The sequence below is a fragment of the Labrys wisconsinensis genome (genome assembly GCF_030814995.1).
GTDB classification, from domain to species: Bacteria; Pseudomonadota; Alphaproteobacteria; order Rhizobiales; family Labraceae; genus Labrys; species Labrys wisconsinensis.
In genome coordinates, this window is record NZ_JAUSVX010000023.1 from 53,119 (window position 1) to 77,017 (window position 23,899).

Here is a 23,899-nt window from a genome sequence, read left to right on the forward strand (position 1 = left end):
CCTGATCCCCGTCTCCGTCACCGGCAGCATCCCGAAGGCCAAGGCGCAGTAGCGCCGGCGCCGTATCCGCGTCTCACCGGCGCGCGAGCTCGTCGAGCACGGCGAGCGCCGTGTCGCCGTCGATGATCAGGCCGCGCACCAGGCCGCTGCGCAGCAGCGCGATGATGGCGAGGGTCTTCTCCAGGCCCGCGGCGAGCAGGACGACGTTGCGCCCCCTGAGGTGCTCGGTGCCAACCGCCAGGCTGCGCCGGCTGAGGGGGTGCGGCACCTCGCGGCCGTGGATGTCGTAGAGCTTGCCGAGCGTGTCGCACACGGCGCCGCTGTCGCGCACGCTCTGCATCTCCTCAGCCGAGATCATGTCCTGCAGCCGCAGCACCGCGCTCTCCTGCAGCTCGCCGACGCTGATGAGGTAGAGGTCGGCGGCGCGCGCCATCTCCACCGCGTCCACCACCATGCGCTGCGACATCAGCACCTGCTGGTCGGCCTCCGAATCCGCGATGAACGGCACGGGCAGGAAATGCACCTCGCCGCCGGTGCGCGCCGCGAAGGCCTGCACCACCTCGAACGGGTTCGAGGCGGAATTGCGCGTCAGCGAGCCGATCAGCGAGACGAAGCGGGCCTGCGGATTGCGCACGCCCGAGAGCTGCAGCGCCACCTGCTCGATCGAGCGGCCCCAGCTCACCCCGACGGTGATCGGCCCCGTCCCCAGCTTGCCCTTGAGGACATTCGCGCCGGCCGTGCCGACGGCACGCCGGGCGACCACGCTCTGGATCCGGACAAGGTCCGGATCCGCAGCCATGCGGGAGAAGCCGACCGGCGGCGTCGCCAGGCAGAAGTCGAGCCCGAAGGCGCGGGCGATCGCATGCTCGACGCCGATGTCGCGGGCCGAATCATGGTTGATGGCGATGCTGATCAGGCCGCGGTCGCGTCCCTCCGACAGGAGGCGGTTGACCCGCGAACGGTGCAGGCCGAGCCGCGCCGCCGTCTCCTCCTGGTTCAGCCCGGCGACATAGTAGAGCCACGCCACCCGCACGATCAGCGCGTCGTCGGTCTCATGGGCCAGGTTGAGGTTGAGCATCGTCGTCTCCGGCCGCGCCGTCGCATGTTGACAAGTGTCAGGAAACAAATCAAACGTACATCAAATGTCGCTGCAAGCGACAAATGTGCAGATAGGGCCGACGCAGATCGGCGGTGGAGGGAGGAGCATGAGCTTCGTCATCGGCATCGACGGCGGCACCGAGAGCCTTCGCGCCCGCGTCTATGATCTCTCCGGTACCTGCAAGGGCACCGCCGCCCATCCCTATGACACCGCCTTTTCCGCCGGCGCCCGGGCCGAGCAGGATCCGGAAGACTGGTGGCGGGCCGCCGGCCTTGCCGTGCGCCAGGCCGTCGCCGAGGCCGGCATCGCGCCCGAGGCGGTCGAGGCCATCGCGCTTGCCACCACGAGCTGCACCGTGGTGGCGCTCGACGAAGCCGGCCGGGCCCTGCGCCCCGCCATCATCTGGATGGACGTCCGGGCCGAGGCCGAGGCCGCCGACGTCCTCGCCACCGGCGACCCCGCCCTGGTGGTGAACTGCGCCGGCAAGGGACCGGTCTCGGCGGAATGGATGGTCCCGAAAGCCCTGTGGATCGCCCGGCACGAGCCGGACCTGTTCGCGCGCGCCGCGACGATCTGCGAATACCAGGACTTCATGAGTCTGCGGCTGACCGGCCGGCGCTGCGCCAGCCTCGACAATGTCTCGATCCGCTGGCACTTCTCGACCCTGCGCGGCGGCTATCCCGCGAGCCTTCTCACGAAGCTCGGCCTGGAGGCGCTGCTCGCCAAATGGCCGGCCGAGGTGGTGGCGCCGGGCGAGGTGATCGGCACGCTCACCCCCGAGGCATCGGCCCATCTTGGCCTCGGCACCCATGTCAAGGTCGCCCAGGGCGGCGCCGACGCCTTCATCGGCATGATCGGCCTCGGCGTGTCGCAGCCCGGCCAGCTCGCGCTGATCACCGGCTCCTCGCACCTGATGTTCGGCGTCTCGGCCAAGCCCGTCTCGGTCGACGGGCTCTGGGGCACCTATGCCGACGCCGTCTATCCCGGCCGCCACATCATCGAGGGCGGACAGACCTCCACCGGCTCGATCATCGCCTGGCTGCGGCGCCTCGCCGGCGGCTCGCTCGACTTCGCCGCGCTCAACGCCGAGGCGGCGAAGCTGGAGCCGGGCTGCGACGGCCTGCTGGTGCTCGACCATTTCCAGGGCAACCGCACGCCCTATGTCGACGCGCTGTCGCGCGGCGCCTTCGTCGGGCTCACCCTCGCCCACGGCATGCCGCATCTCTTCCGCGCCGTGATGGAAGGCATCAGCTTCGGCACCCGCGCCATCCTCGATGGCATGACCGCCGCCGGCTTCGCCGCCACCGAGATCACCATCGGCGGCGGCGCCACCTCGTCCGACCTCTGGCTCCAGATCCATGCCGACGCCGCCGGCCTGCCGGTGAGCGTGCCGGCGGCCAGCGAGGCGCCGGCGCTCGGCGCCGCCATCCTGGCCGGCGTCGCCGGCGGCCGTTTCGCCAGCATCGACGAGGGCATCGCCGCCATGGTGCGCCCCGGCCGGCGCATCGAGCCGCGCCCGCGCGAGCGCGCCCTCTACGACGCGCTCTACCGGCGCTACGCCGAGCTCTATCCCGCCCTGAAGCCCTTCACGCCCAGGCGGGCGGACGCCTGATCCCCCGCCCAGCAATCCCCTCCGGTGGTTCCCGCATGCCCTCCAACACGCCTCTCCTGGACCTCTACCGCACGATGCGGCGCATCCGCACGTTCGAGGAGCATGTGGGCGAGCTCTATGTCCGCGGCCTCTCCGCCGGCTCGATGTTGCATCTGTCCATCGGCGAAGAAGGCGCGGCGGCGGGCGTCTGCGCCGCCATGCAGCCGCAGGACAGCTTCACCACCCATCACCGCGGCCACGGCATCTTCCTCGCCCGCGGCGCCGAGCCGGACCGGATGATGGCCGAGATCGGCGGCAAGGAGAGCGGCTATTGCCGCGGCAAGGGCGGCTCGATGCACATCGCCGACATGGCGCTCGGCCATCTCGGCGCCAATGCCATCGTCGGCGGCGGCATCCCCCACGTCGTCGGCGCCGGCCTCAGCTACAAGCGCCAGGGCCGCGACGCCGTCTCGGTCGCCTTCTTCGGCGACGGCGCCATGCAGCAGGGCGTCCTCTACGAGAGCATGAACATGGCGGCGCTCTGGGAGCTGCCGGTGCTGTTCGTCTGCATCAACAACCAGTACGGCATGGGCACGCGCATCGACCGGGCGACACGCTCCACCGCCTTCGACAAGCGTGCCGAGGCCTTCGGCCTCGAAGCCGCGATGGTCGACGGCGAGGATGTCGAGGCGGTGTTCCAGGCGGCGCAGGGCCTGATCGACGCCGCCCGCACCGGCCGGCCGGGCTTCATGGCGGTCTCCTGCTTCCGCTTCTTCGGCCATGGCCGCATGGACAAGAGCCCTTATCGCAGCGCCGAGGAGGAGGAGGCCGGGCGCAAGCGCGACCCCGTCGCCCATGCCCGCGCCGCTCTCATCCGGCGCTCCCTGGCCACGGCGCCAGAGCTCGACGCGCTCGATGCCGGGATCGCCCGGGAAATGAGCGCGGCCATCGACTTCACCGCCGCGGCGGAGGCCCCGCCGCCAAGCTCGATGTTCCGCGACGTCTATGGCCCCGGCGAGCCGGAGCCCGAGCCGGTGCGCACCCGCATCGACCGCATCCTGGCCAGGGCGTGAGGACGGACATGGTCGAGATCACCTATCGCGACGCGCTGCGCCAGGCCCTGCACGACGCCATGCTGGCGGACGGCTCCGTCGTCGTCATCGGCGAAGAGGTCGGCGTCTATGGCGGCGCCTATGGCGTCACCAAGGACCTGATCCGCGAGTTCGGGCCGGAGCGGCTGATCGACACGCCGATCAGCGAGCCGGCGATCATCGGCGTCGCCGTCGGCGCGGCCATGACCGGCCTGAGGCCGGTGGCCGAGCTGATGTATGTCGACTTCCTCGGCCTCACCATGGACCAGGTCGGCAACCAGGCCGCCAAGATCCGCTACATGTTCGGCGGCCAGATCGGCGTGCCGATGGTGCTGCGCACCCAGGGCGGCACCGGCCGCTCCGCCGGCGCCCAGCATTCCCAGAGCCTCGAGGCCTGGATCATGCACACGCCGGGCCTGCGCCTGGCCATGCCGGCCACCGCCGCCGACGCCTACCACCTCCTGCGCCACAGCCTGACCCTGCCCGACCCCGTGGTGTTCATCGAGCACAAGTCGCTCTATGCCCGGAAGGAGGAGGCGGACCTCTCCACGCCCGAGGCACCATGGGGCAAGGCCGTCATCCGCCGGCGCGGCGAACATGTGACGCTCGTCACCTATTCGCGCATGGTGCATGTCGCGCTGGAGGCGGCGGAGCGGCTGGCGGCAAGCGGCATCGGCGTCGAGGTCATCGACCTGCGCACGCTGAACCCGCTCGACATGGACACGGTCATCGCCTCGGTGAACCGCACCGGCCGGGCCGTGGCGCTGAGCGAGGGCGCCCGGACGGCCGGCGTCGCGGCCGAGATCGCCGCCCGCATCACCGAGGAATGCTTCGACTATCTCGAAGACCCGGTGATCCGCATCGCCGGCGAGGACATCCCGATCTCGGTTTCGCCCGACCTCGAAGGCGCCAGCATCCCGACCGTCGGCCTCGTGGTCGAGACCATCGCCCGGATGGTGTCGCGATGACCGCCACCCTGACCCTGCCGCGCCTCGGCGAGACCATGGAGGAAGGCCGCGTCGCCGGCTGGCTGAAGAAGCCGGGCGAGGCCTTCCGGCGCGGCGAGACCATCGTCGAGATCGAGACCGACAAGACCGTGGTCGAGCTGCCGGCGCTCGCCGACGGCGTGCTGGTCGAGATCCTGGCCGGCGACGGCGCCGCCATCAAGGTCGGCGAGCCGCTCTGCCGCTATGACGGCGCCGGCGAGGCGGCCGCGGCCGGGACGCCGGCAACCGAGACGCCTCCCGCACCCGCCCCCTCTCCCGCGGCACTCGCAGCGGCCGCTCCGGCCGAACCAGAGACCGATCGCATCCGCGCGACGCCGCTCGCTCGCCGCATCGCCCGCCAGAACGGCGTCGACATCGCCACGGTGCCAGGCAGCGGCCGCCGCGCCCGCGTGCAGGCGCAAGATGTCGAAGACTTCGTCGCACAAGGCTCTGGGCGCGCGGACACGGTGCCCGCCGAGGGCCCCGTTCTCCTCGCCTGCGACCTCCCGGCGGGACGCATCGCCTATCGCGAATGGAACGCCGCCGGCACGGCGCCGCTTCTCCTGCTGCACGGCTTCGGCGGCGACGCGGCGACCTGGCAGGGCTTCGCCGCCGGGCTCGCCCGCCAGGGACGGCGGGTGCTGGCGCCGGACCTGCCGGCGCACGGCGCCACGACGATCGCAGCCACCGGATTGGAGGATCTCGTCGAGGCGGTCGCCGCCTTCCTCGATCGCCTCGCCCCCGGCCCGGTCGAGCTCTGCGGCCATTCCCTCGGTGGTGCCGTCGCGGCGCGCCTTGCCCGGCACCCGGGCGTTGCGACCGGCCGCCTCACCCTGATCGCGCCGGCCGGGCTCGGCAGCGAGATCGACGCCGACTTCATCGACGGCATGGCTCACGCCTCCGCCGGCGGTGGCCTGGCGCACCTGCTGCGCCGCGTCGCGCTGCGCCCGCCGGCGCTCTCGTCCCGCCAGCTCGACGCCATGGCGGCCATGCTCGGCAGCAGCAGCCTCGAGGCGCTCGCCACAACGCTGGTGCGCGGCGGGCGCCAGCAGGTCGACATCACCGGCGATCTCGCGGCGTTGGAAGGCCGCGTCCGCCTCGTCTGGGGGCTGGAGGACCGCATCATCCCCTGGACGCAGGCCGTCCATGCCGGCAGCGCCATCCCCGTCCACTTCATCCCCGAAGCCGGCCACATGCCGCAATGGGACCAGCCGGTGAAGCTGGCGGCGCTCTTCGCCTGAGCCCGCCCAACAAGAACAAGACATCCCAGAACCCCAAACCACGGAGGAGACCCGAGATGGAAGACCAAGATGCCGTGAACCCGACCCGGCGGCGCCTCATCGGCGGCATGGGCCTGGCCGGCGCCGCCGCCGTGCTCGGCGGCTCGCAGCTGGCGCAGTTCACCCTCGGCAGCACGCCGGCCTTCGCCCAGGAGGCCAAGCCCTTGAAGGTGGCGGTCGTCGCCCAGCAGATGGCGGCCCAGTCCGACCAGCGCTCCTGGGACGGGCTGCAGCAATGGCTGAAGAAGACCGGCCTCGACAAGACCTGGCACATCACCCAGACCGACGCCAAGGGCGACCCCGGCCAGCTCGTCAGCCAGATCGAGGATGCGATCACCGCCAAGTCCGACGCCATCCTGGTGATGTACGGCACGCTGACCGCCGCCAAGAGCGCCCTCGACAGCCTCACGAGCTCGAAGATCCCGTTCTTCAGCCTCGACTCCGGCTGGCAGGCGCCGGCCATCGCCGACATCACCAGCAACAACTACGCCATGAGCGCGCAGACCGTGCAGTTCATGATCGACACGCTGCTGGCCAAGGGCAAGACCTCGGCCAATATCTGCGCCATCGTCGCCAACTTCCATCACGGCACCCGCAAGCGCGGCAAGGTGATGAAGACCGCGCTCACCGAGAACGAATGGATCTCGCTCAAGGCCGAGCGCGTCATCCAATATTCCGGCTTCTACGAGACCACCCAGAACACGGTCAGCGACTGGCTCACCACCTATGGCGAGGACCTCGACGTGATCTGGTGCCCCTGGGACGAGCCGGCCATGGCCGCGGCCGAGGTCATCGCCGCCCGCGGCCTGCAGGACAAGATCTTCGTCATCGGCCATGACGGCCATCCGACCGCCCTCGACCGCATGCGCAAGCCGGACTATCCGCTGCTCGCCACCACGGCCCAGGCCTTCGAAGTGTGGGGTGCCTATACCGGCTGGCTGATCAACGAGATCGTCGGCAAGGGCGGCGACGTCAAGAAGCTGGTGCCGGTGCCGACCGTCGAGTTCCCGGCGCCGCTCCTGGTCAAGGGCGTCAACATCCCGCCGGCGGGCACGCCGACCTACAACGCCCAGGACCTCTACTACATCTACCGCGACCGCGCCCTCGCCGGGATGTAGCCCTGACGCCGGTTATCTGGGCCGGCGGGCCGCCTTTGCCCGCCGGCCGTTCCATCAGGTGGAGACCCGAGGATGGACCGCATCGCGGCCCCGGCCGGACCGCGCCTCAGCGCGCGGGGCATCGGCAAGAGCTTCCACGGCAACCCGGCGCTGGCCGATGTCGACCTCGACCTGCGCGGCGGCGAAATGCTGGCGCTCGTCGGCGCCAACGGCGCCGGCAAGTCGACCCTGGTCAAGATCGTCTGCGGCGCGCTCGGCGCCGACCATGGCGAGATCCGCGTCGACGGCCGGCCCGTCTCGTTCCGCTCGGTGCGCGACGCCCTGGCGGCCGGCATCGCCGTCGCCCATCAGCAGGTCGCGATCATCCCCTCGCTCACCGCCGCCGAGAACATCATGCTCGGGCGCGAGCCGCTGCGCGGCGGCCTGATCCGCAACGGCCCGCTCTATGCCGAGGCCGGCCGGATCGCCCGGCGCTTCGGCATCGACATCGCCCTCGACCGGGAATGCGGCGAGCTCGGGCTCGGCGAGAACAAGATCCTCGACATCCTCAAGGCGATGGAAAGCGGGCCCGCCATCCTGATCCTCGACGAGCCCACCGCCTCGCTGACGCTGAACGAGAGCCGCAAGCTGTTCGCCTTCCTCAGCGACCTCAAGGCGCAGGGCCTCGCCATCCTGTTCATCTCCCATCACCTCAACGAGATCTTCGAGCACTGCGACCATGTCGTCGTGCTCAAGGACGGTCGCAAGGTGCATGACGGCCCCGTCGCCGCGACCACGCCGGCGGCGGTGGTGCAGATGATGGTCGGCCGCGCCATCGAGGACACCGACTGGTCGAGCTCGGCCGGGCGCGAGGCCGTGACGCTGCGCCTCAGGGACGTCACCATCGCCGGCCTCAAAGTGCCCGAGCTCACCGTCCATGCCGGCGAGATCGTCGGCCTTGCCGGCGTGCTCGGCGGCGGCCAGACGCAGGTCCTCGAGACGCTGGCGGGCGATGCCGGGGCCCTGGCGGGCCGGGACATCCTGGTCAACGGCAAGCCCGGCTGTCCCGCCAGCGTCTCCGAGGCGATCGACCGCGGCGTCTATCTCGTGGCCGACGAGCGGCTGCGGAAGGCGCTGTTTCCCGGGCTCTCGGTCGAGGAGAACCTGCTCACCGCCTCGCTGGCGGCGAACAGCCGCTTCGGCTTCATGCAGGGCGGAGCGGTGGCCGCGGCGGCGCGGCAGGCGATCGGACGGCTCGCCATCAAATGCGCCGGCCCCGGCCAGGACATCCTGCAGCTCTCCGGCGGCAACCAGCAGAAGGTGGCGTTCGGCCGCTGGCTGATCCGCATGGCGGGCGCCGGCGGCGGGACGAAGCCGCTCCTGCTGCTCGACAACCCGACCGAGGGCGTCGACGTCGGCAGCAAGGCCGAGCTCTACGCCCTGATCCGCGACCTCGCGCGGGCCGGCGCCAGCGTGCTGATCGCCAGCGCCGAGTTCCCCGAAATGCTCAAGCTCTGCGACCGCATCTACTGCATCGCCCATGGCAGCCTCGGCCGCTGCCTGGAGCGGACCGAATTCTCCGAAGAACGACTGCTGCTCGAGGTGAACTGACGATGGCGACGCACGCACAGGCAACCGGCGCCTCCCGCGCCGATTTCGGCGGGCTCATCGCCCGCTACGGCACCGTGGCGGCAGCGCTCGTCATCTTCGTCGGCTTTGCCCTCGCCTCCGACCGGTTCCTCTCCGTCGGCAACCTCAGCAACATCCTGGTGCAGATCTCGGTGCTGATGGTGGTGTCCTCGGGCCTCACCGTGGCGGTGTCGAGCGGCGAGTTCGACCTCTCCGTCGGCCAGGTCGCCAGCCTTTCCGGCGTGCTGGTCGCCGGCCTGATGATCTGGGCCGGCCTGCCCGTAGCCGCTGCCATCGCCCTGTCGATCCTCGCCGGCGTCGCCATCGGCGTGGTCAACGGCCTGCTCGTCACCTGGCTGCGCATCCCCTCGCTGATCGCCACGCTGGCCATGGGGCCGATCGCGCTCGGGCTCAACTACGCCTACACCAACGGCGATTCGATCTACGCCCAGATGCCGGACAGCTTCTATTACATCGCCAAGGGCAAGCTGTTCGGCGTCGTCCCGGTGCCGATCGTCATCGCCCTGGTGGTCGTGGCGGTGTTCTACGTCCTGCTCAACCGCACCCGCCTCGGCCGCAGCATCGTCGCGACAGGCGCCAACATCCAGGCCGCGCGCCTCTCCGGCATCAAGGTCAACCGCGCCCGCATCGTCGCCCTGGTGCTCTCGGCCCTCGGCGCCGCGATGGGCGGCATCATGCTGACCGCCCGCCTCGGCACCGGCCAATCCGGCGCGGGCGATGCCTATCTCATGGACAGCCTCACCGCCGTCTTCCTCGGCATGACAGCGTTCAAGCCCGGCCGCGCCACGGTGCAGGGCACGCTGGTCGGCGTCATCATCATCGGCATGCTCGACAACGGCCTCAACCTGCTCGGCGCCCCCTTCTATCTCCAGAACGAGGTGCGCGGCATCGTCATGATCGCCGCGGTGAGCCTCGCCGTGCTGCGCAGCGAGATCCGCTTCTTCCGCTGAGACGAGTGGGACACATGACCGATGTCGGAGAGAAGTTCCGGTCGAGCGAGACGCGCGTGTGTTCGATTGAACGCGACGCATGCGTCTTCCCTCCCCCTTGTGGGGAGGGATAAAGGGTGGGGGTCGTGCAAAATGAGACGGATCGGCCTTCAACAGGCGCGCTGTGATGCCTACCGCGCCCCATCCTGATGGACCCCCATCCCTCACCCTTCCCCACAAGGGGGAAGGGAGTGGCCTGCGTCGCGCCCGGAAGGCTTAGCCCCGCAAGGCTCCTGATCTCCTAGCAGGATTTCCGAGCCCGAAATCCACGACAACCCACACCCAGGAGGAACCCAATGAGCAAACCATCGAACGGCCGCGTCGCCCTGGTCACCGGCGCCAGCCGCGGCATCGGCCGGGCCCTGGCGCTGGGCCTGGCGGCGGAGGGCTTCGACCTCGTCGTCAACGACATCGCCCGCCAGTCGGCGGACCTCGACGCGGTCGCCGGCGAGATCCGCGACCTCGGCCGCAAGGCCTTCCCCCTCCTCGCCGACGTCAGCCGCAAGGATGAGGTCGTGCGCATGGCCGGCGAGGCCCTCGCTCAGGCCGGCCAGGTCGACGCGGTCGTCAACAATGCCGGCATCCTCATTTCCAAACCGGTCGACGACCTCGAGGAGAGCGAGTGGGACGCCGTGCTCGACGTCAACGCCAAGGGCACCTTCCTGGTGATCCAGGCGCTGCTGCCGCACATGAAGGCCCGCCGCTACGGCCGCATCGTCAACATCGCCTCGATCGGCGGCAAGCACGGCGCCCCCAACCAGGCGCACTACTCCGCCTCCAAGGCCGCGGTGATGGGCTTCACCCGCGTGCTGGCGCAGGAGGTCGGCCCGTTCGGCATCACCGCCAACTGCATCTGCCCCGGCATCATCGTCACCGAGATGGGCCGCACCAACCTCGCCGACCAGGCCAATGTCGACCGCTGGGTGGCGATCACCGCCCTGCGCCGGCTCGGCCAGCCCGAGGACGTCGCCGGCCCCGTCTGCTTCCTCGCCTCTGACGCCTCCGCCTTCGTCACCGGCCAGAGCCTGAACGTCTGCGGCGGCATCAATCTGAGCTGAGGGGAAGGGAGGCCCGGCGTCCCGCCGCCGGGCCTCTGGCTCGCTCATTGACCGTCGCAGTGCAATAGACGCGAGCCTCACTCATTTCCCAAACGAGAACGCTCCTCAATGTCGAGCATTTCGCGATCATAGAACAGAATCGTTCCAACTGGATTCTGCCCATCCAAGAGCGCCTGAATGAATGGTGGAACAATCGCCTTTCCAGTGCGCAGAAATTCAAACGATTGCTTGAAGAAACTGTTGGACAGGATATCGGCAACCTGCAAAGGAGGGTAGTTGAAGCTTGACGCATAATGAGTGCTTACCGACCTATCGCGATTCAAATCGATCAGATGCCCCCGACTCCGCAGTTTTGCCTCATGCCATCTAGCCAATTCTTGGCCCAACCGCTCACGCCCTTTGTCTTGATCGATATAGACTGCGACCCCCTCATCAGGATTGATGCGAATTCCACGAATTAGAAACTTTAGCGACCGATTCAGACAGAAAAAATAGGGATCAGGATCAATATAGTAGGAAAGCGAATCGCGCCATTCATTGAAGGCATCGATCGTCACGCCCGTGCCAATGCCGAACAGGCCAGAGTTCCGTAAAATACTAGAGACGCGCTTTATTGCGCTCTCATGCTTTTCGTCATCCCACCTTGCATATGGGCGCCCTTTTCGCGCCCAGAACTCAGCCGCGTGAAAGCGTTTAATCTCAAAATCTGACAGAAAATGCGTCCACACTGATTCAAATTTAGACCATACGCTCTCATGCGCTACGAAGCCTGACACGCAGACTAACTGAGCGTCACCATTTGAACCACTATCGTCCAGATAGCCCTTGAGCACGATAACCCAATTTCTCGTATGAAGACATGATTATCCTAGCGGTTGAGAACGGCAAATCCAACATCTCAGCCAAGACTAAGGCAAGGAAAAGCCCAGGCGGCGAGGACAGCAAGAACAGGTATCGCCCTGCCCTAGACGTCGACCGCAGCGTAGATCACGGACCGCCTCCCAATCGCCGGCCGCGACGGCGGGCGGCCCAGGTGGGTTCATCCTACCCGGTTCCCTCGCTCGACGCGGAGAGCCGCGCAGGCTGTGCCGCATCACACTCGCAGCTCTACGCGATCCACGGTGGCGGCCGCCCTCTTGCCCGGATGACACGCCCCGGGCTCTCCGCTAACCCATGGGGTTTGCGGAGACCCCCCGATGAAGTCCGGCATCATCGAAGTCGCCCATCTCTCGCCGGCGTCTCGCCGACCACGGTGTCGCGTCCTCAACGATCGCGGCGCGGCGGCGCGGATCAGCCCGGAGACGGAGGAGAAGGTTCGAGCCGCCGCCCGGCGCTCGGCTATGTCCCGAACCGCATCGCCTCGACCCTGGGCCCCCCGCTCGCCGCTGACCATCGTGGCGCAACCGACGAAGGCCACCATCGAGACGCGCCCGGCACCGGCAAGCGCCGCCGCGCACCGATGAAGCGCGTTCCCCAGATCCTGGTCACATGCGCGCCATGCGGCGCCCCTAAGCAGGCATGAGTTATTTTTTGAAATGAGCTTGCGCAATCGATTGTTCTGATGAGAACAGACCTTTGTGCGCTTCCTTCCCCGGAAAGGACGCCCGGACCATGACCCCCTCCCCGATCAGTGCCGTCGGCTTCAACGCCGGCTCCGCCGACGGCGAGCTCGCCAGCCTGGAGGCGCGCCTGCGCCATCTCGCCGATGTCGGCGCCGACGTGGCGGAGATCGCGGTCACATCGCTCGACATCATCGCCGGCGGGCGTGTCATCCCCGGCCGCGCCGCGCGCCTCGCCGCCCTGACCAAGGCGTTCCCGCTACGCTACACCGTGCACGGCCTGGTCTCCTCCAACTTCATGGATCCGGAGACGGTCGGGCCCCAGCTCGCCGCGGCCAAGGCGCTGCTCGAGATCTGCGACCGCATCGGCGCCGGCATCCTGGTTCAGCACAGCGGCGCCCTGCGCGCCGACCAGGGCGCCATCCGCGCGACGGCGGGCCGGCTGGAGGACGACACGCTGCTCGCGCTCGCCGAGGCCGCCCGCCCCTACGACGTGCGCATCGCCCTGGAGAACATCTACACTACCGAGTCCGGCCAGTATCGCCGCACGCCGAGCGAGGTCGCCGCCGCCGTGAAGCGGCTGGACCATCCCAACCTGGTCGCCCTGATCGACTTCAGCCACGCCTATATCGAATCCACCTATCGCAGCCTCGATTTCCGCGCCGAGCTCCGGGCCATGGCGCCGGTCACCGGCCATCTCCACGTGCACGATTCCTTCGGCCAGCCCGCCGGCCGCACGCCGTTCTTCGTCCGCCAGGAGGCGACCGCCCTCGGCCTCGGCGACCTGCACATGCCGCTCGGCTGGGGCGACATCCCCTGGGCCGAGATCTTCGCCGAGCTGACCTTCCTGCCCGGCACGGTGCTGCTGATGGAGATCGACCACCGCTACGACGCCGAGCACGCCGACTGCCTGGCGCAGGCCCGCCGGCTCGCCGCCGCCGTCAATGGCCGGGCGCTCGCCGCCTGACCATTCGCGCCCGGACAGGACAGGCGGACTGCCCGGCATCGGCCCTGGCCGTCGACCTATCGGTTCTCCTGAAGGTTTCTCTCAGGATTATCCTGGTTTTCTCGATCGATGCGGATGTGCATATATCGCCGACCAGGGACGGACACGGCGGATCGCATCATGCGGCCGCCTAGCGCAGCCGGTCCCGACAGTCGAGGATCTTCCATGCCCAGCGAAACTCGCTTCGTTCCCGCCCTCGGCCGCGTGCTGATCGCGGTGATCTTCCTGCTCAGCGGCTTCGGCAAGCTCACCGCGCCGGGCGCGACGATGGGCTACATCGCCTCGGCCGGCCTGCCGCTCCCGGTCGTCGGCCTGATCATCGCCATCGTCGTCGAGCTCGGCGGCGGCATCCTGCTCGTCCTCGGCTACCAGACGCGCCTGGTCGCGCTGATCCTTGCGCTGTTCTCCGTCGCCGCGGCGCTGAGCTTCCACAACAATTTCGCCGACCAGGGCCAGATGATCAATTTCCTCAAGAACCTGGCCATGGCCGGCGGCCTGCTGCAGATCGTCGCCTTCGGTGCCGGCAGCCTCAGCCTGGATGCCCGCCGCGGCGGCGCCGGGGCGTAGCCTCGTCACCACAGCCGGCGCCCGTCCGCGGCGAAGACATGGCATCGACCCGGGTCGATGCCGAGGGAAAGGCTGGCCTCCGCCGGGCATGCGCCGGGATGGCGGACGGTGAGCCGGCCGGCGGGGTGGCCGGGCGCGTGCAGGTGCACCGCCCCGCCGACATATTCGCTGAACTCGACCCGCATGGCGAGGCGCGCCGCGCCGGCGCCGTCGAGGCGCAGGTCGTCCGGCCGGATGCCGACCTCGACGGCGTCCCCGACCGCGGCGCCGGGCGCGGCGACCGGCAGCGTCAGGGTGGCCGGCTCGAGGCCGGTCACCGCTACCTCGGTCGCGCCGGACTGCAGGGCCACGATCCGGCCGGCGAGGAAGTTCATGCGGGGCGAGCCGATGAAGCTGGCGACGAAGCGGTTGACCGGCCGCTCGTAGAGCTCGGCCGGCGTGCCGATCTGCTCGACCTGCCCGTCGCGCAGCACCACGATCCGGTTCGCCAGCGTCATCGCCTCCACCTGGTCGTGCGTGACATAGACCATGGTGGTGCCGAGCCGGCGATGCAGCTCGGCGAGCTCGAAGCGCATCTCGACCCTGAGCTCCGCATCGAGATTGGAGAGCGGCTCGTCGAACAGGAACAGCGAGGGCTCTCGCACGATGGCGCGGCCGATCGCCACCCGCTGGCGCTGGCCGCCGGACAGCTCCTTCGGACGGCGTTCGAGCAGGCGGGTGATCTGCAGCGTCTCGGCGGCGCGGGCGACGCGGACCGCGCGCTCGGCCTTGGGCACGCCCGCCATCCGCAGCGCGAAGCCCATGTTGGCGGCCACCGTCATGTGCGGGTAGAGCGCGTAGGACTGGAACACCATGGCGAGCTTGCGGCCGGCCGGCGCAATGCCGCGCATGTCGCGCCCGTCGAAGCGGATCACGCCGTCGCTCGGCACGTCGAGGCCGCAGACCAGCCGCAGCAGCGTCGACTTCCCGCAGCCGGACGGGCCGACGAACACCGCGAACTCGCCGTCCTCGATGGCGAGGTCGATGCCGCGCAGCGCCTCGAACGCCCCGAAGCGTTTGGTGACGCCCTTGAGCTCAACTCGCGACATGGCGGCCCTCGGCGCGGGTGGCGGTCGGCTGGAGGGTCATGGTCGGCGCACCGTGAGTGAGTGGATGCCCGTCACGCCGTCGCGGTCCTGGGCGTAGTAGACGACGAAGAGATCGCCGTTCGGCCGCAGCGCGGCCGTGGGATAGCCGAGGTCCTTGGTCGGCAGGTCGGCGACGAGAGCGACCGGCGCGGCGTCCCAGGTGGCGCCGCCATCGTCCGACAGATGCATGACGATGCCGAAGGGCGGGCTGCGCCGGCCGGCGATGCAGGCGAGGCTTCCATTGGCCAGCGTGAGGAGATGGGCGGGGTAGGCCGCGATGCCGGTCGGCTGCGGTCGGCTCCAGCTGACGCCGCCATCGTCGGAATAGACCGTGCTCATGATCCGCGCGGCATTGTCGCGCAGCATCATCAGGATGCGGCCGGACCGCAGCACCAGGCTCGCCGGCTCCTCGAACTCGTGCTCGGAGCCCGCCGCCACCAGGCTCGCCGCGGACCAGCTCAGGCCGCCGTCGCGCGAGCGCACGGTGAACACCCTCTTGTAGTGCGGCACGTCCGAGAGCGGCAGCAGGATGTCCCCGTTCGGCAGCTCGACCGCCCCGCGCATGCCGTAGCCGCCGCTGAACGGCGCCGTGTCGATGCGCGTTGAGGCGTAGAAGCTGCGCCCGCCGTCGTCGGACATATGGATCACGGTCCTGCCGCCGCCGCGGGCCCAGGGGAAGTCCCGGGCCGCGGCCTCCTTGAGCTCGATCGGCACGAGCGCGTCGAGCTCGGGCGAGGCCGTGAGGCCCGCCCTCAGCCGGTCCGGCCAGACCAGGTCGGCGCGGCCGAGGGCCTCGGCGAGCGGCAGCGGCAGCCATTCGAACTTCCACTGGTTGAGCAGGACGCGGCCGCGGCGCAGCGCCGTCAGGCCGGCGCATTCGACGCCGCTCCAGCCATAGTCCGGCACGACCGCCGGCGCGCTCCACGTCCGGCCCTGGTCCGAGGAGCGCATCAGCACGTTGCGATAGTCGGGATCCTGCGGCGGATGCAGGATCAGGTCGCGGCGCGGGACGCGATTGAACACGAGCAGGAACGTGCCGTCGGCCGCGACCACGAGGTGCGGGTGGGCGCAATAGGCATGGAACTCGCGGTGGAGCACGCGCCGCTCCACCACATCAGCCTTCGCCGTCGCTGCCATGGCCAGCATCGCTCCGACTCACACCCGGAAGCGGGTGCAGAGCACATATTGCAACGGCTTGGGGTCGTCGCTCCACTCGTGATAGGCGCAGACCACCGTGCCGTCGGCAACCTGCGATACGGTGGGGTAGCCGATATGCTGGTAGATGCCGGGATGATGCCAGTCGACGCCGCCGCCGGCGATCTTGCCGGATTGCGGCGTCATCCGGCTGGAGCCGGGCGTCTCGCTTGCGGTCGCCCCCGGCACGCCGCCGGCGCGGATGACGAATTCGTTCTTGACGTCCCAGGTGACGCCGTCCTCGGAGATAATGCCGCGGACGCCGTAGGGCGGCCGCCGGTAGCCGTAGACCATGAGGTAGCGGCCGTCCTGCAGGGCGATCAGCTCGGCGGGATAGCCCCAGATATTGGTCCATTTCGGCGGCGTCCAGGAGAAGCCGTCATCCTCCGAGATGGTCATCACCATGTTCCTGGCGTCGCTGCTCGGCTGGGTATGGGTGCGCATGAAGCAGACGAGGCGCCCGTCCTTCAGGCGCAGCAGCGCCGGCTCCTCATAGTCGATGATGCTGGCGGGGTCGTAGGCGAGGGTGGAGAAATATTCCCAGTTCTCGCCGCCGTCGTCCGAGCGCATCAGCGCCGAGCGGGTGGTCTCGCCCTCCCCTTCCTCCTCATAGCCGTGGATGCGCCCGTAGAGGCCCATGAGCAGCGAGCCGTTCGGCAGGAGCCAGGACCCGAGGCGGCAGCCGCCATGCTTGAGCGGGCGGACATTGACGGGGATCGGCCTGGTCCAGGTCGCGCCGCCGTCGGTCGACTTGATGACATAGGTGCCGAGCCAGCCCTGCAGCTTGTAGGTCCAGGTCCAGTCTCCCCATTCCGGTGTGATGGGATGGGAGGACCAGGAGGGCTGCTCGGGCCGCACCCCGCGCTTGAAGAAGCCGGTGATGGTGAGGTTGACCAGGAGCGTGCCGTCGTCGAGCTCGCAGATGCCGCAATCCCAATTGCCCTCGGTGGCGCTCCACGGCAGCACCACATGCGGCTCGCTCCAGGTCCTGCCGCCATCCCTGGAACGCGTCATCAGCGTCTGGCCGGTGTCGTGGTGGAAGGGGAAGCGCTCCTCGTTGAAGACCGCGAGGACGTCGCCGTTCTTCAGGGTGCGCATGGCGATCTGGTTCACGCAGTGCTGCGGATGCCGGAAGATGTCGTGATGCTCGATGTCGGTGATGCTGGCCATGACGGTCTCTTTTCACGTGTCCTTGGTCTGGCGATGATGGTCCGGGTGCGGCGCCGGCTCAGAGCCGGATGCCGACATTCTTGATCTGCAGGTAGTTCATGATGCCCGGCAGGCCGCGCTCGCGGCCGACGCCGCTGTCCTTGATGCCGCCGGTCGGCGCCTGCTGGCCGCCGATGAACCAGCCGTTGATCCACACGGACCCGGCCTCGATGTCGCGGGCCAGGCGCAAAGCCTCGCCGATGTCGCGCCCGTAGACGCCGGCGACCAGGCCGTAGCCGAGGCCGTTGGCGAGGGTGAGGGCCCCGTCGATGGTGTCGAAGGACAGCGCCACGGCGACCGGGCCGAAGATCTCCTCGCGCGCCACGACATGGCCGGGCTCGACCCGGTCCAGGATGGTCGGCTCGACGAAATAGCCGCGGTCGAGGCCTCTGGGCCGGCCGCCGCCGAGGCGCAGGCGCGCGCCCTCGCGCCGGCCGGCGGCGAGGTAGCCGGTGACCCGCCCGTGCTGCTCGGCCGAGACGACCGGGCCGAGGTCGCGGTCGTCGAGACCCGGGCCGACCGTCAGGCGGGCGGCGGCCGCGGCCAGCCGGTCGAGGAAGGCGTCGTGGATCGAGCGGTGCAGGATCAGGCGCGAGGAGGACGAGCAGACCTGTCCGGAATTGCCGAAGGCGCCGTCCAGGATGTCGGCCGCCGCCCGGTCGAGATCCGCGTCGGGGAGGATGATCGCCGGGTTCTTGCCGCCGAGCTCGAGAACCGCCGGCTTCAGCCCGCGCGCCGCCCCCTGGTAGACCAGCCGGCCGGTCTCCACCGAGCCGGTGAAGGTGATGCCGCGCACGTCGGGATGGGCGACGAGCGCGGCGCCAGCCTCCTCGCCATAGCCGGTGACGATGTTGACGACGCCCTTGGGGATGCCGGCCTCCCGGCAGCATTGGGCGAACAGCACGGCGCTGAGCGGGGACTGCTCGGCCGGCTTCACCACCGCCGTGCAGCCGGCCGCCAGCGCCGGGGCGAGCGAGCGGGCCAGCATGCCGAGCGGATAGTTCCAGGGCACGATATGGGCGGTGACGCCGGCCGGCTCCAGCAGGGTGAAGTCGATCACCGAGCGCCCGAGCGGGATGGTCGCCCCTTCCAGCTTGTCGGCGGCGCCGGCATTGTAGCGCAGCGTCGCGACGACGCCGTCGACGTCGCCGCGCGATTCCTTCAGCGGCTTGCCGACGTCGAGCGTCTCGATCCGGGCGATCTCCTCCTTGCGGGCGAGGATGGTGTCGGCGAGGCGGAACAGCAGGCGCCCGCGCTCGGCCGGCGTGATGTCGCGCCATTCGCCGCGCATCGCCCGCCTGGCGGCGGCCACGGCACGGTCGACATCGGCGGGGCCGCCCCGCGCCACCTCGGCCAGCGGGGCCTCCGTGCTGGGGTCCACCGTCGCGAAGGTCGCGCCGGAGGCCGCACCGGAGAAGGCGTCGTCGATGAACAGAGTGCGCGGCGCGTCGAGGCCGAGCGCCGGGGTCGGGGTCGGGGCTTGGGCGGTCACTGCTTGATGCTTCCCTGGGAGATGCCTTGGATGAAGTAGCGCTGCAGCAAGAAGAACAGCAGCAGGCTCGGCACGCTGAGGATGGTCACCGCGGCCATGGCGACGGAGAAGCCCTCGAGCTGCGTGTGGGTGCCGACCACCGGGGTGAAGGCGGCGATGCCGACCGGCAGGGTCTTCATCGACTCGTCGAAGGTGACGAGCAGCGGCCACAGGAAGTTGTTCCAGTTCAGCGTGAACAGGATCACCGCCGCGGCGATCGCCGGGGCCCGCGCCAGCGGCAGGGCGATGAGGAAGAACAGGCGGAACGGCCCGGCGCCGTCGACGCGCGCCGCCTCCTCGATCTCGGTCGGGAAGGCCAGGAAGAACTGCCGGAAGATGTAGACGCTGAAGACGTTGCCGATCGTCGGCAGGATCAGCGCCTGGTAGCTGGAGGCCCAGCCGATCTTGATGAAGCCGAGCAGCATCGGGATGATCGAGACCTCGGTCGGGATCATCAGCGAGGCGAGGAACAGGGCGAACAGGGCGTCCCGGCCGGGAAAGCGCAGCCGCGCCAGGGCATAGCCCGCCATCGCCCCGAACAGCACCGAGAGCGCGGTGGAGGTCGCCGCCTGGATCAGGCTGTTGAGGCCCCAGCGCAGCACGGGATAGTCGAAAACCCTGGCGTAATTGTCGAAGGTGATGCGGCGCGGGAACCATTCGATGTCCTGCGTCATCACGTCGGACGGGTATTTCAGCGAGGTCGAGACCATCCAGACGAAGGGCGCGGCCCAGGCGAGCGCGACCGCCATGCCGATGAGCCAGATCGGCAGGTCGAGCCCGGTCATGCGGCGCTCTTCGAGCCAGCGCCGGGCGCCGTGCGGCAGGGCGGCCATCACGAGCGCTCCCTGAGGACCAGGCGCTGCAGCAGCGTCAGGACCAGGATGGCGACGAAGAGCAGCATGGCGATCGCCGAGGCGTAGCCGAACAGGTTGCGCACGATCGCGACGCTGTAGATGTAGTAGATCGGCGAGGAGGAGGAGCCGCCGGGGCCGCCATTGGTCATGACATAGACCTGGCTGAAGATGCGCAGGGTCGAGATCAGCTGCAGGGTGACGATCATCGACAGCACGGGCCTGAGCTGCGGCAGGATGATGAACACCAGGCGCTGCCAGCGCCCCGCCCCGTCGACCAGGGCCGCCTCGGTCAGGTCGGCCGGGATGTCCTGCAGCGCCGCCAGGAAGAGCACGAAGGCCAGGCCCAGGTCCCACCACACCGAGGCGATGGAGACCCCGACCAGCGACCAGCGCGTCGAGGTCAGCCAGGGGATCGCCTCCAGCCCGAGGAAGCCGAGATAATGGTTCACCAGGCCGAACTGGGTGTCGAGCAGCCACACCCAGACCAGGCCGATCACCGTGGCGGAGACGACGTTCGGCGCGAAGAACAGGGTGCGGGCGAGGCCCGAGAGCGGATAGCCGCGGTTGACGAACAGCGCGAAGGCGAGCCCGAGCGCCGTGACGCAGGGCACGATGATCAGGCCGTAGGCCAGCGCGTTCCAGAAGGCCGTGGCGACCCAGCGGTCGTGCAGGGCGGTGGTGAAGTTCTCCAGGCCGATCCAGTGCGGCGTGCCGACGATGCTCCAGCGCGTGAAGCTGACATAGATGCCGAAGAACACCGGCAGGATGTTGAACAGGAAGAAGGGCACGGTGAAGAACGCGACGAAGACGTAGCCGACGGCGTCGATGCGCCGGTCCCCGGCTCCCGCCCGGACGGTCGGGCGAAGCCCGGGCGCCCCTTCGTCCGGCATGGTGGTGGCTGCTGTCATGATGCGATGGCTGGGGGATGTCGGACCGCCGGCCGGGCCTGCCCGCCCGGCGGTCGTGGGTGGGAGCGGCACGGCTCAGCCTTCATCGAGGCCGCGCTGCCACTGTTCCTGGATCTGCGCCATGGCCTGGTCGATCGTGGTCTGGCCGGCCCAGACGCCGTCGAGCGTCTTGGCCAGGAAGTTGCCGCCGGAATAGATCGTGAAGTCGGGACCGGCGACCACCGGGATCTCGCCTTCCGTGGCGAAGGCCATGCCGTCGACGAAGGCGCCGCGCACCGCCCAGGGCGCGCCGGCGCTCTTGTAGTCCGGCCGCTCCAGGATCGACTTGCGCGGCGAGGCGCCGCGGCCGACGGTCGTCCACAGGAAGCTGTTGTCCGACAGCCACTTGACCGCCGCCAGCGTCGCCTCGTAGCGGCTCTTGTCGCTCTGGGCGTAGAGCTCGAGGCCACCCATCTCGCGATAGGTGTGCAGGGCGCCGCCGACATTGGGGAACAGCGAGGTCTGGAAGTTCAGCTTCTGGCCGAGATAGCCGTTCAGCGTCCAGGGTCCGGTCCAGAAGATGCCGCCCTGGCCGGTGCCGAAGGCCTTGTAGCGGTCGGTGACGTCGCGGGTGGAGACCTTGTGCTTGTCGAACAGGTCCAGCACCCATTGCATGGCCTGCTTGCCGGCGTCGGGATTGACGCAGGCGGTCTTGAGATCGGCGCTGGCGCGCTGGAACCCGAGCTGCGCGGCGATGATGCCCCAGGTGACGGTGGTCTGCACCCCGGCGCCGGTCATCATGATGCCGGAGCGGACGACCTTGCCGCCCTCGCGCTTGGTCATCGCCAAGGCCCAGTCCAGCAGCGTCTTGGCGTCCTGCGGCGGCTTGGACGGGTCGAGCCCGGCCTCCTTGGCGATGTCGAGGTTGATCTCCGGCTGCAGGCTCATCAGGTCCATCGGCACCATGAAGAGCTTGTTGTCATATTTGGGGTAGCGCGCGGCCTCGAGCGAGGAGGCGCTGAAATCGGCGAGGTCGAGCCCGACCTGCTTGGCGAGGTCGTCGAGCGGCACGGTGACCTCGTCGCGCGCCATGCCCGCCGCCTTGCCGGCCGTGCCCCAGCCGAAATCGGGCGCCTTGCCGGTGGCCGCGGCGGCCAGCACCTTGGTGACGTATTGCTCCTCGGGCACCAGCTCCATGCGGATCTGCACGCCCTTGTCCTTGTGCGCGTCGTTGAAGGCCGCGATCATCTTGGCCCAGACCTCGCCGTCGGAGGCGGCGAGCCAGCTCCAGTGCACCAGCTCGATCGGCGCGGCGGCGACCGCCGGCCCCGCGGCGACGAACGGGACGCCGGCGGCAAAGGCGGCGGCGCTGGCGCCGAGCAGGAACTCGCGACGGGTGGCGCCACCTCGATCCGGATGGCCCGATCCTGACTTCGTCTTCATCTCATCCCCTCTCCGACCGTGACGGTCTTGTCCGGTCTTGTTGTTCTCGCGTCCGCCGAAAGTCGTCGCGCGGCTTGTTCTTGCTCCGCGCCGGCAACGCGCGTCGGTTCAGGCAAAGGAAGCTTGCACGCAAGGACGGTTGTCCTTGCGGGAAAGGTCGGTTTCCTTCTCGCTCTAGTCGCAGCAGGCGGGGCACCCGGCCCGGTTCGCGCCAATCCCTGCCGATGATTGCGCTATAGTGAACCAGTTTCGCGGTCGGACTTGATCAAAATGGACTTGCTGTTTGCATCGATGGACAGGCCGGGGGTCGTCGACGCGCCGTCCGCCCCCGCGCCGGGTGCCGGCGGGGTGATCGACAGCCGCCGCACCTCGGGGCGATAGGCCTGGTTCTGCTGGCGGCGCAGCGAGGCGCGGAAATCGCGCGGGGTCATGCCGAACTGGGCATGGAAGGCGCGCGAGAACACGGAGGGGTAGGAGAAGCCGCAGGCGGTGGCGACGTCCTTGATGCCGAACTCCTCGTAGAACAGCATGTTGCGCGAGGCCTGCAGCCGGATGCGCAGGTAGAGGCGCATCGGCGTCTCCTCGAAGCTGCGGCGGCATTCGCGCAGGATCGTCTTGGGGGAGACTTCCAGCTGCCCGGCAATGTCCTCCAGCGGCAGCGGGAAGTCGAGGTTGCGCTCCATCAGGGCGACGATCCGGTCCGCCAGGGTGCGCCGGGCCGGCTTCGGCCGGTCGTCCAGGCGCTGCTGCGCCTCGGCCGGACGCGGGGCATAGACCAGGGCGTTGGCGACCTCGTTGGCCAGCGTCCGCGACTTCAGCCGCGCGATCAGGTCGAGCATCATGTCGAGCGTGGCGATGCCGCCGGCGCAGGTGATGCGCTGGCCGTCGATCCGGTAGATCTGCCCCTGCACGTCGATCTGCGGAAAGCGCTCGCGGAAGGTCGGCACCGCTTCCCAGTGCAGCACCACGGCACGGCTGTCGACGAGGCCGGCCTGGGCCAGGGCGAAGGTGCCGGTGTCGACCGCGCCGATGGCCGCGCCGAAGCGGGCGACGGTGCGAAGCTGGTTGAGCAGCTTCGGCGAGTTGCGCTGCACCGGCAGGTTGCCCTCGAAGACGAGGTAGAAATCGGCCGGCGGCATGGTCTGCAGGCTGTCGTCGGCCGACATCCACAGGCCGTTGCTGGCGCGCACCGGCGCCCCGTCCTCGGAGACGAAGCGCCAGCGGAACAGCTCGCGGCCGCTGTTCTGGTTGGCGATGCGCAGCGCCTCGCTCGCCAGCACCAGCGCGTTCAGCGGGAATTCCGGCTGCATGATCAGGTTGAAGGCCGGGACGGCGATCTCGCCCGTCCCGGCGCCGGCCTCGCCCCGCGCGTCCATGGCGCTCCTCCGGTCAGGGGACGGCTTGTCCGCGCCTCCTGTCCATAATCATCAACATCCGGTCCAGAAAGATCAATTACTTTGCGCGGACCCCGTGAACTATGGTGCTGGCTTTTTCACCCGGACAGGCCGCGCGACGTCCGGCGGGGGTTGGGCGGCGCCGGCCGGGATCAAGGACTTCGCACGGTTTCCGGACCCGCCGCCTGGCGGCTCCGGATATCGTGCAGGGCGACCCATGGGCATCGATGCAGGCGCGACACGGCGGTGGCCCCGCCCGTGACCGCTCCCGGCCGTCCCGAGCGGCG

Annotated in this window: 21 protein-coding genes; 11 read left to right on the forward strand and 10 right to left on the reverse strand. The window is 69.4% G+C overall.

Annotated elements, in window-relative coordinates; translation table 11 throughout:
- Positions 1-73 precede the first annotated feature (73 nt).
- Positions 74-1,078, reverse strand: a complete 1,005-nt coding sequence (locus QO011_RS37435; RefSeq protein WP_307284171.1) for a sugar-binding transcriptional regulator — start codon at positions 1,076-1,078, stop codon at positions 74-76.
- Positions 1,079-1,205: 127 nt separating this feature from the next.
- On the opposite strand from QO011_RS37435, the gene QO011_RS37440 reads away from it, so the two are divergent.
- The 8 genes from QO011_RS37440 to QO011_RS37475 all read left to right on the forward strand — a co-directional run bounded on the left by QO011_RS37440 (position 1,206) and on the right by QO011_RS37475 (position 10,841).
- Positions 1,206-2,711: an FGGY-family carbohydrate kinase gene (locus QO011_RS37440; protein WP_307284174.1), complete on the forward strand. Its 1,506-nt coding sequence runs from the start codon at positions 1,206-1,208 to the stop codon at positions 2,709-2,711.
- A 35-nt stretch (positions 2,712-2,746) separates the two neighbouring features.
- The gene (locus QO011_RS37445; RefSeq protein WP_307284177.1) at positions 2,747-3,763 is read left to right on the forward strand and encodes a thiamine pyrophosphate-dependent dehydrogenase E1 component subunit alpha; all 1,017 of its coding nucleotides are present in this window, start codon (positions 2,747-2,749) and stop codon (positions 3,761-3,763) included.
- An 8-nt stretch (positions 3,764-3,771) separates the two neighbouring features.
- The gene (locus QO011_RS37450) at positions 3,772-4,749 is read left to right on the forward strand and encodes an alpha-ketoacid dehydrogenase subunit beta (RefSeq protein ID WP_307284179.1); all 978 of its coding nucleotides are present in this window, start codon (positions 3,772-3,774) and stop codon (positions 4,747-4,749) included.
- On the forward strand, positions 4,746-6,008 hold the full coding sequence (locus tag QO011_RS37455; RefSeq protein WP_307284182.1) for an acetoin dehydrogenase dihydrolipoyllysine-residue acetyltransferase subunit: 1,263 nt from the start codon (positions 4,746-4,748) through the stop codon (positions 6,006-6,008). Before QO011_RS37450 ends, QO011_RS37455 begins: the two co-directional genes overlap by 4 nt.
- 56 nt (positions 6,009-6,064) lie before the next feature.
- Positions 6,065-7,165 carry a sugar ABC transporter substrate-binding protein gene (locus QO011_RS37460; protein ID WP_307284185.1) on the forward strand — a complete coding sequence of 367 codons (1,101 nt, stop codon included), beginning with the start codon at positions 6,065-6,067 and terminating at the stop codon, positions 7,163-7,165.
- A gap of 72 nt (positions 7,166-7,237) precedes the next feature.
- On the forward strand, positions 7,238-8,755 hold the full coding sequence (locus tag QO011_RS37465) for a sugar ABC transporter ATP-binding protein (protein WP_307284187.1): 1,518 nt from the start codon (positions 7,238-7,240) through the stop codon (positions 8,753-8,755).
- Positions 8,756-8,757: 2 nt separating this feature from the next.
- Positions 8,758-9,744 carry an ABC transporter permease gene (locus QO011_RS37470; protein WP_307284189.1) on the forward strand — a complete coding sequence of 329 codons (987 nt, stop codon included), beginning with the start codon at positions 8,758-8,760 and terminating at the stop codon, positions 9,742-9,744.
- 335 nt (positions 9,745-10,079) lie between these two features.
- The gene (locus tag QO011_RS37475) at positions 10,080-10,841 is read left to right on the forward strand and encodes an SDR family NAD(P)-dependent oxidoreductase (RefSeq protein WP_307284191.1); all 762 of its coding nucleotides are present in this window, start codon (positions 10,080-10,082) and stop codon (positions 10,839-10,841) included.
- Between the two features lie 77 nt (positions 10,842-10,918).
- Here the strand turns inward: QO011_RS37475 and QO011_RS37480 are convergent, their stop codons facing one another.
- Positions 10,919-11,674 carry a DUF3800 domain-containing protein gene (locus tag QO011_RS37480; RefSeq protein ID WP_307284193.1) on the reverse strand — a complete coding sequence of 252 codons (756 nt, stop codon included), beginning with the start codon at positions 11,672-11,674 and terminating at the stop codon, positions 10,919-10,921.
- A gap of 363 nt (positions 11,675-12,037) precedes the next feature.
- On the opposite strand from QO011_RS37480, the gene QO011_RS37485 reads away from it, so the two are divergent.
- From QO011_RS37485 to QO011_RS37495, 3 genes are all read left to right on the forward strand, one after another.
- Positions 12,038-12,304: a hypothetical protein gene (locus tag QO011_RS37485; RefSeq protein ID WP_307284195.1), complete on the forward strand. Its 267-nt coding sequence runs from the start codon at positions 12,038-12,040 to the stop codon at positions 12,302-12,304.
- A 148-nt stretch (positions 12,305-12,452) separates the two neighbouring features.
- On the forward strand, positions 12,453-13,367 hold the full coding sequence (locus QO011_RS37490) for a TIM barrel protein (RefSeq protein ID WP_307284197.1): 915 nt from the start codon (positions 12,453-12,455) through the stop codon (positions 13,365-13,367).
- Positions 13,368-13,571: 204 nt separating this feature from the next.
- Entirely contained in the window at positions 13,572-13,973 is a 402-nt protein-coding gene (locus tag QO011_RS37495) for a DoxX family protein (RefSeq protein ID WP_307284199.1), read from the forward strand.
- A gap of 5 nt (positions 13,974-13,978) precedes the next feature.
- Here QO011_RS37495 and QO011_RS37500 read toward each other — a convergent pair whose 3' ends face one another.
- From QO011_RS37500 to QO011_RS37535, 8 genes are all read right to left on the reverse strand, one after another.
- Complete coding sequence (locus QO011_RS37500; RefSeq protein ID WP_307284202.1) at positions 13,979-15,061, reverse strand: ABC transporter ATP-binding protein; 1,083 nt, start codon at positions 15,059-15,061, stop codon at positions 13,979-13,981.
- 36 nt (positions 15,062-15,097) lie between these two features.
- Positions 15,098-16,237 carry a sialidase family protein gene (locus tag QO011_RS37505; RefSeq protein WP_307284206.1) on the reverse strand — a complete coding sequence of 380 codons (1,140 nt, stop codon included), beginning with the start codon at positions 16,235-16,237 and terminating at the stop codon, positions 15,098-15,100.
- 18 nt (positions 16,238-16,255) lie between these two features.
- Complete coding sequence (locus QO011_RS37510) at positions 16,256-17,464, reverse strand: sialidase family protein (protein ID WP_307284209.1); 1,209 nt, start codon at positions 17,462-17,464, stop codon at positions 16,256-16,258.
- Positions 17,465-17,522: 58 nt separating this feature from the next.
- Positions 17,523-18,995: an aldehyde dehydrogenase family protein gene (locus QO011_RS37515; RefSeq protein ID WP_307284212.1), complete on the reverse strand. Its 1,473-nt coding sequence runs from the start codon at positions 18,993-18,995 to the stop codon at positions 17,523-17,525.
- On the reverse strand, positions 18,992-19,867 hold the full coding sequence (locus QO011_RS37520; protein WP_307284216.1) for a carbohydrate ABC transporter permease: 876 nt from the start codon (positions 19,865-19,867) through the stop codon (positions 18,992-18,994). The genes QO011_RS37515 and QO011_RS37520 overlap by 4 nt, the downstream gene beginning before the upstream one ends.
- The gene (locus QO011_RS37525; protein WP_307284219.1) at positions 19,867-20,796 is read right to left on the reverse strand and encodes a carbohydrate ABC transporter permease; all 930 of its coding nucleotides are present in this window, start codon (positions 20,794-20,796) and stop codon (positions 19,867-19,869) included. Before QO011_RS37525 ends, QO011_RS37520 begins: the two co-directional genes overlap by 1 nt.
- A gap of 75 nt (positions 20,797-20,871) precedes the next feature.
- Positions 20,872-22,218 (reverse strand): extracellular solute-binding protein, encoded by a 1,347-nt coding sequence (locus QO011_RS37530; protein ID WP_307284222.1) that lies wholly within the window; start codon positions 22,216-22,218, stop codon positions 20,872-20,874.
- Positions 22,219-22,451: 233 nt separating this feature from the next.
- Entirely contained in the window at positions 22,452-23,594 is a 1,143-nt protein-coding gene (locus QO011_RS37535; RefSeq protein ID WP_307284225.1) for a GlxA family transcriptional regulator, read from the reverse strand.
- Positions 23,595-23,899: the final 305 nt, after the last annotated feature.

Excerpts from the sequence above, each read along its gene's own strand:
- QO011_RS37435 (WP_307284171.1), bottom strand. The coding sequence starts at position 1,078 with ATGCTCAACCTCAACCTGGCCCATGAGACCGACGACGCGCTGATCGTG.
- QO011_RS37440 (WP_307284174.1), top strand. The coding sequence starts at position 1,206 with ATGAGCTTCGTCATCGGCATCGACGGCGGCACCGAGAGCCTTCGCGCC.
- QO011_RS37445 (WP_307284177.1), top strand. The coding sequence starts at position 2,747 with ATGCCCTCCAACACGCCTCTCCTGGACCTCTACCGCACGATGCGGCGC.
- QO011_RS37450 (WP_307284179.1), top strand. The coding sequence starts at position 3,772 with ATGGTCGAGATCACCTATCGCGACGCGCTGCGCCAGGCCCTGCACGAC.
- QO011_RS37455 (WP_307284182.1), top strand. The coding sequence starts at position 4,746 with ATGACCGCCACCCTGACCCTGCCGCGCCTCGGCGAGACCATGGAGGAA.
- QO011_RS37460 (WP_307284185.1), top strand. The coding sequence starts at position 6,065 with ATGGAAGACCAAGATGCCGTGAACCCGACCCGGCGGCGCCTCATCGGC.
- QO011_RS37465 (WP_307284187.1), top strand. The coding sequence starts at position 7,238 with ATGGACCGCATCGCGGCCCCGGCCGGACCGCGCCTCAGCGCGCGGGGC.
- QO011_RS37470 (WP_307284189.1), top strand. The coding sequence starts at position 8,758 with ATGGCGACGCACGCACAGGCAACCGGCGCCTCCCGCGCCGATTTCGGC.
- QO011_RS37475 (WP_307284191.1), top strand. The coding sequence starts at position 10,080 with ATGAGCAAACCATCGAACGGCCGCGTCGCCCTGGTCACCGGCGCCAGC.
- QO011_RS37485 (WP_307284195.1), top strand. The coding sequence starts at position 12,038 with ATGAAGTCCGGCATCATCGAAGTCGCCCATCTCTCGCCGGCGTCTCGC.
- QO011_RS37490 (WP_307284197.1), top strand. The coding sequence starts at position 12,453 with ATGACCCCCTCCCCGATCAGTGCCGTCGGCTTCAACGCCGGCTCCGCC.
- QO011_RS37495 (WP_307284199.1), top strand. The coding sequence starts at position 13,572 with ATGCCCAGCGAAACTCGCTTCGTTCCCGCCCTCGGCCGCGTGCTGATC.
- QO011_RS37500 (WP_307284202.1), bottom strand. The coding sequence starts at position 15,061 with ATGTCGCGAGTTGAGCTCAAGGGCGTCACCAAACGCTTCGGGGCGTTC.
- QO011_RS37505 (WP_307284206.1), bottom strand. The coding sequence starts at position 16,237 with ATGGCAGCGACGGCGAAGGCTGATGTGGTGGAGCGGCGCGTGCTCCAC.
- QO011_RS37510 (WP_307284209.1), bottom strand. The coding sequence starts at position 17,464 with ATGGCCAGCATCACCGACATCGAGCATCACGACATCTTCCGGCATCCG.
- QO011_RS37520 (WP_307284216.1), bottom strand. The coding sequence starts at position 19,867 with ATGGCCGCCCTGCCGCACGGCGCCCGGCGCTGGCTCGAAGAGCGCCGC.
- QO011_RS37525 (WP_307284219.1), bottom strand. The coding sequence starts at position 20,796 with ATGACAGCAGCCACCACCATGCCGGACGAAGGGGCGCCCGGGCTTCGC.
- QO011_RS37530 (WP_307284222.1), bottom strand. The coding sequence starts at position 22,218 with ATGAAGACGAAGTCAGGATCGGGCCATCCGGATCGAGGTGGCGCCACC.
- QO011_RS37535 (WP_307284225.1), bottom strand. The coding sequence starts at position 23,594 with ATGGACGCGCGGGGCGAGGCCGGCGCCGGGACGGGCGAGATCGCCGTC.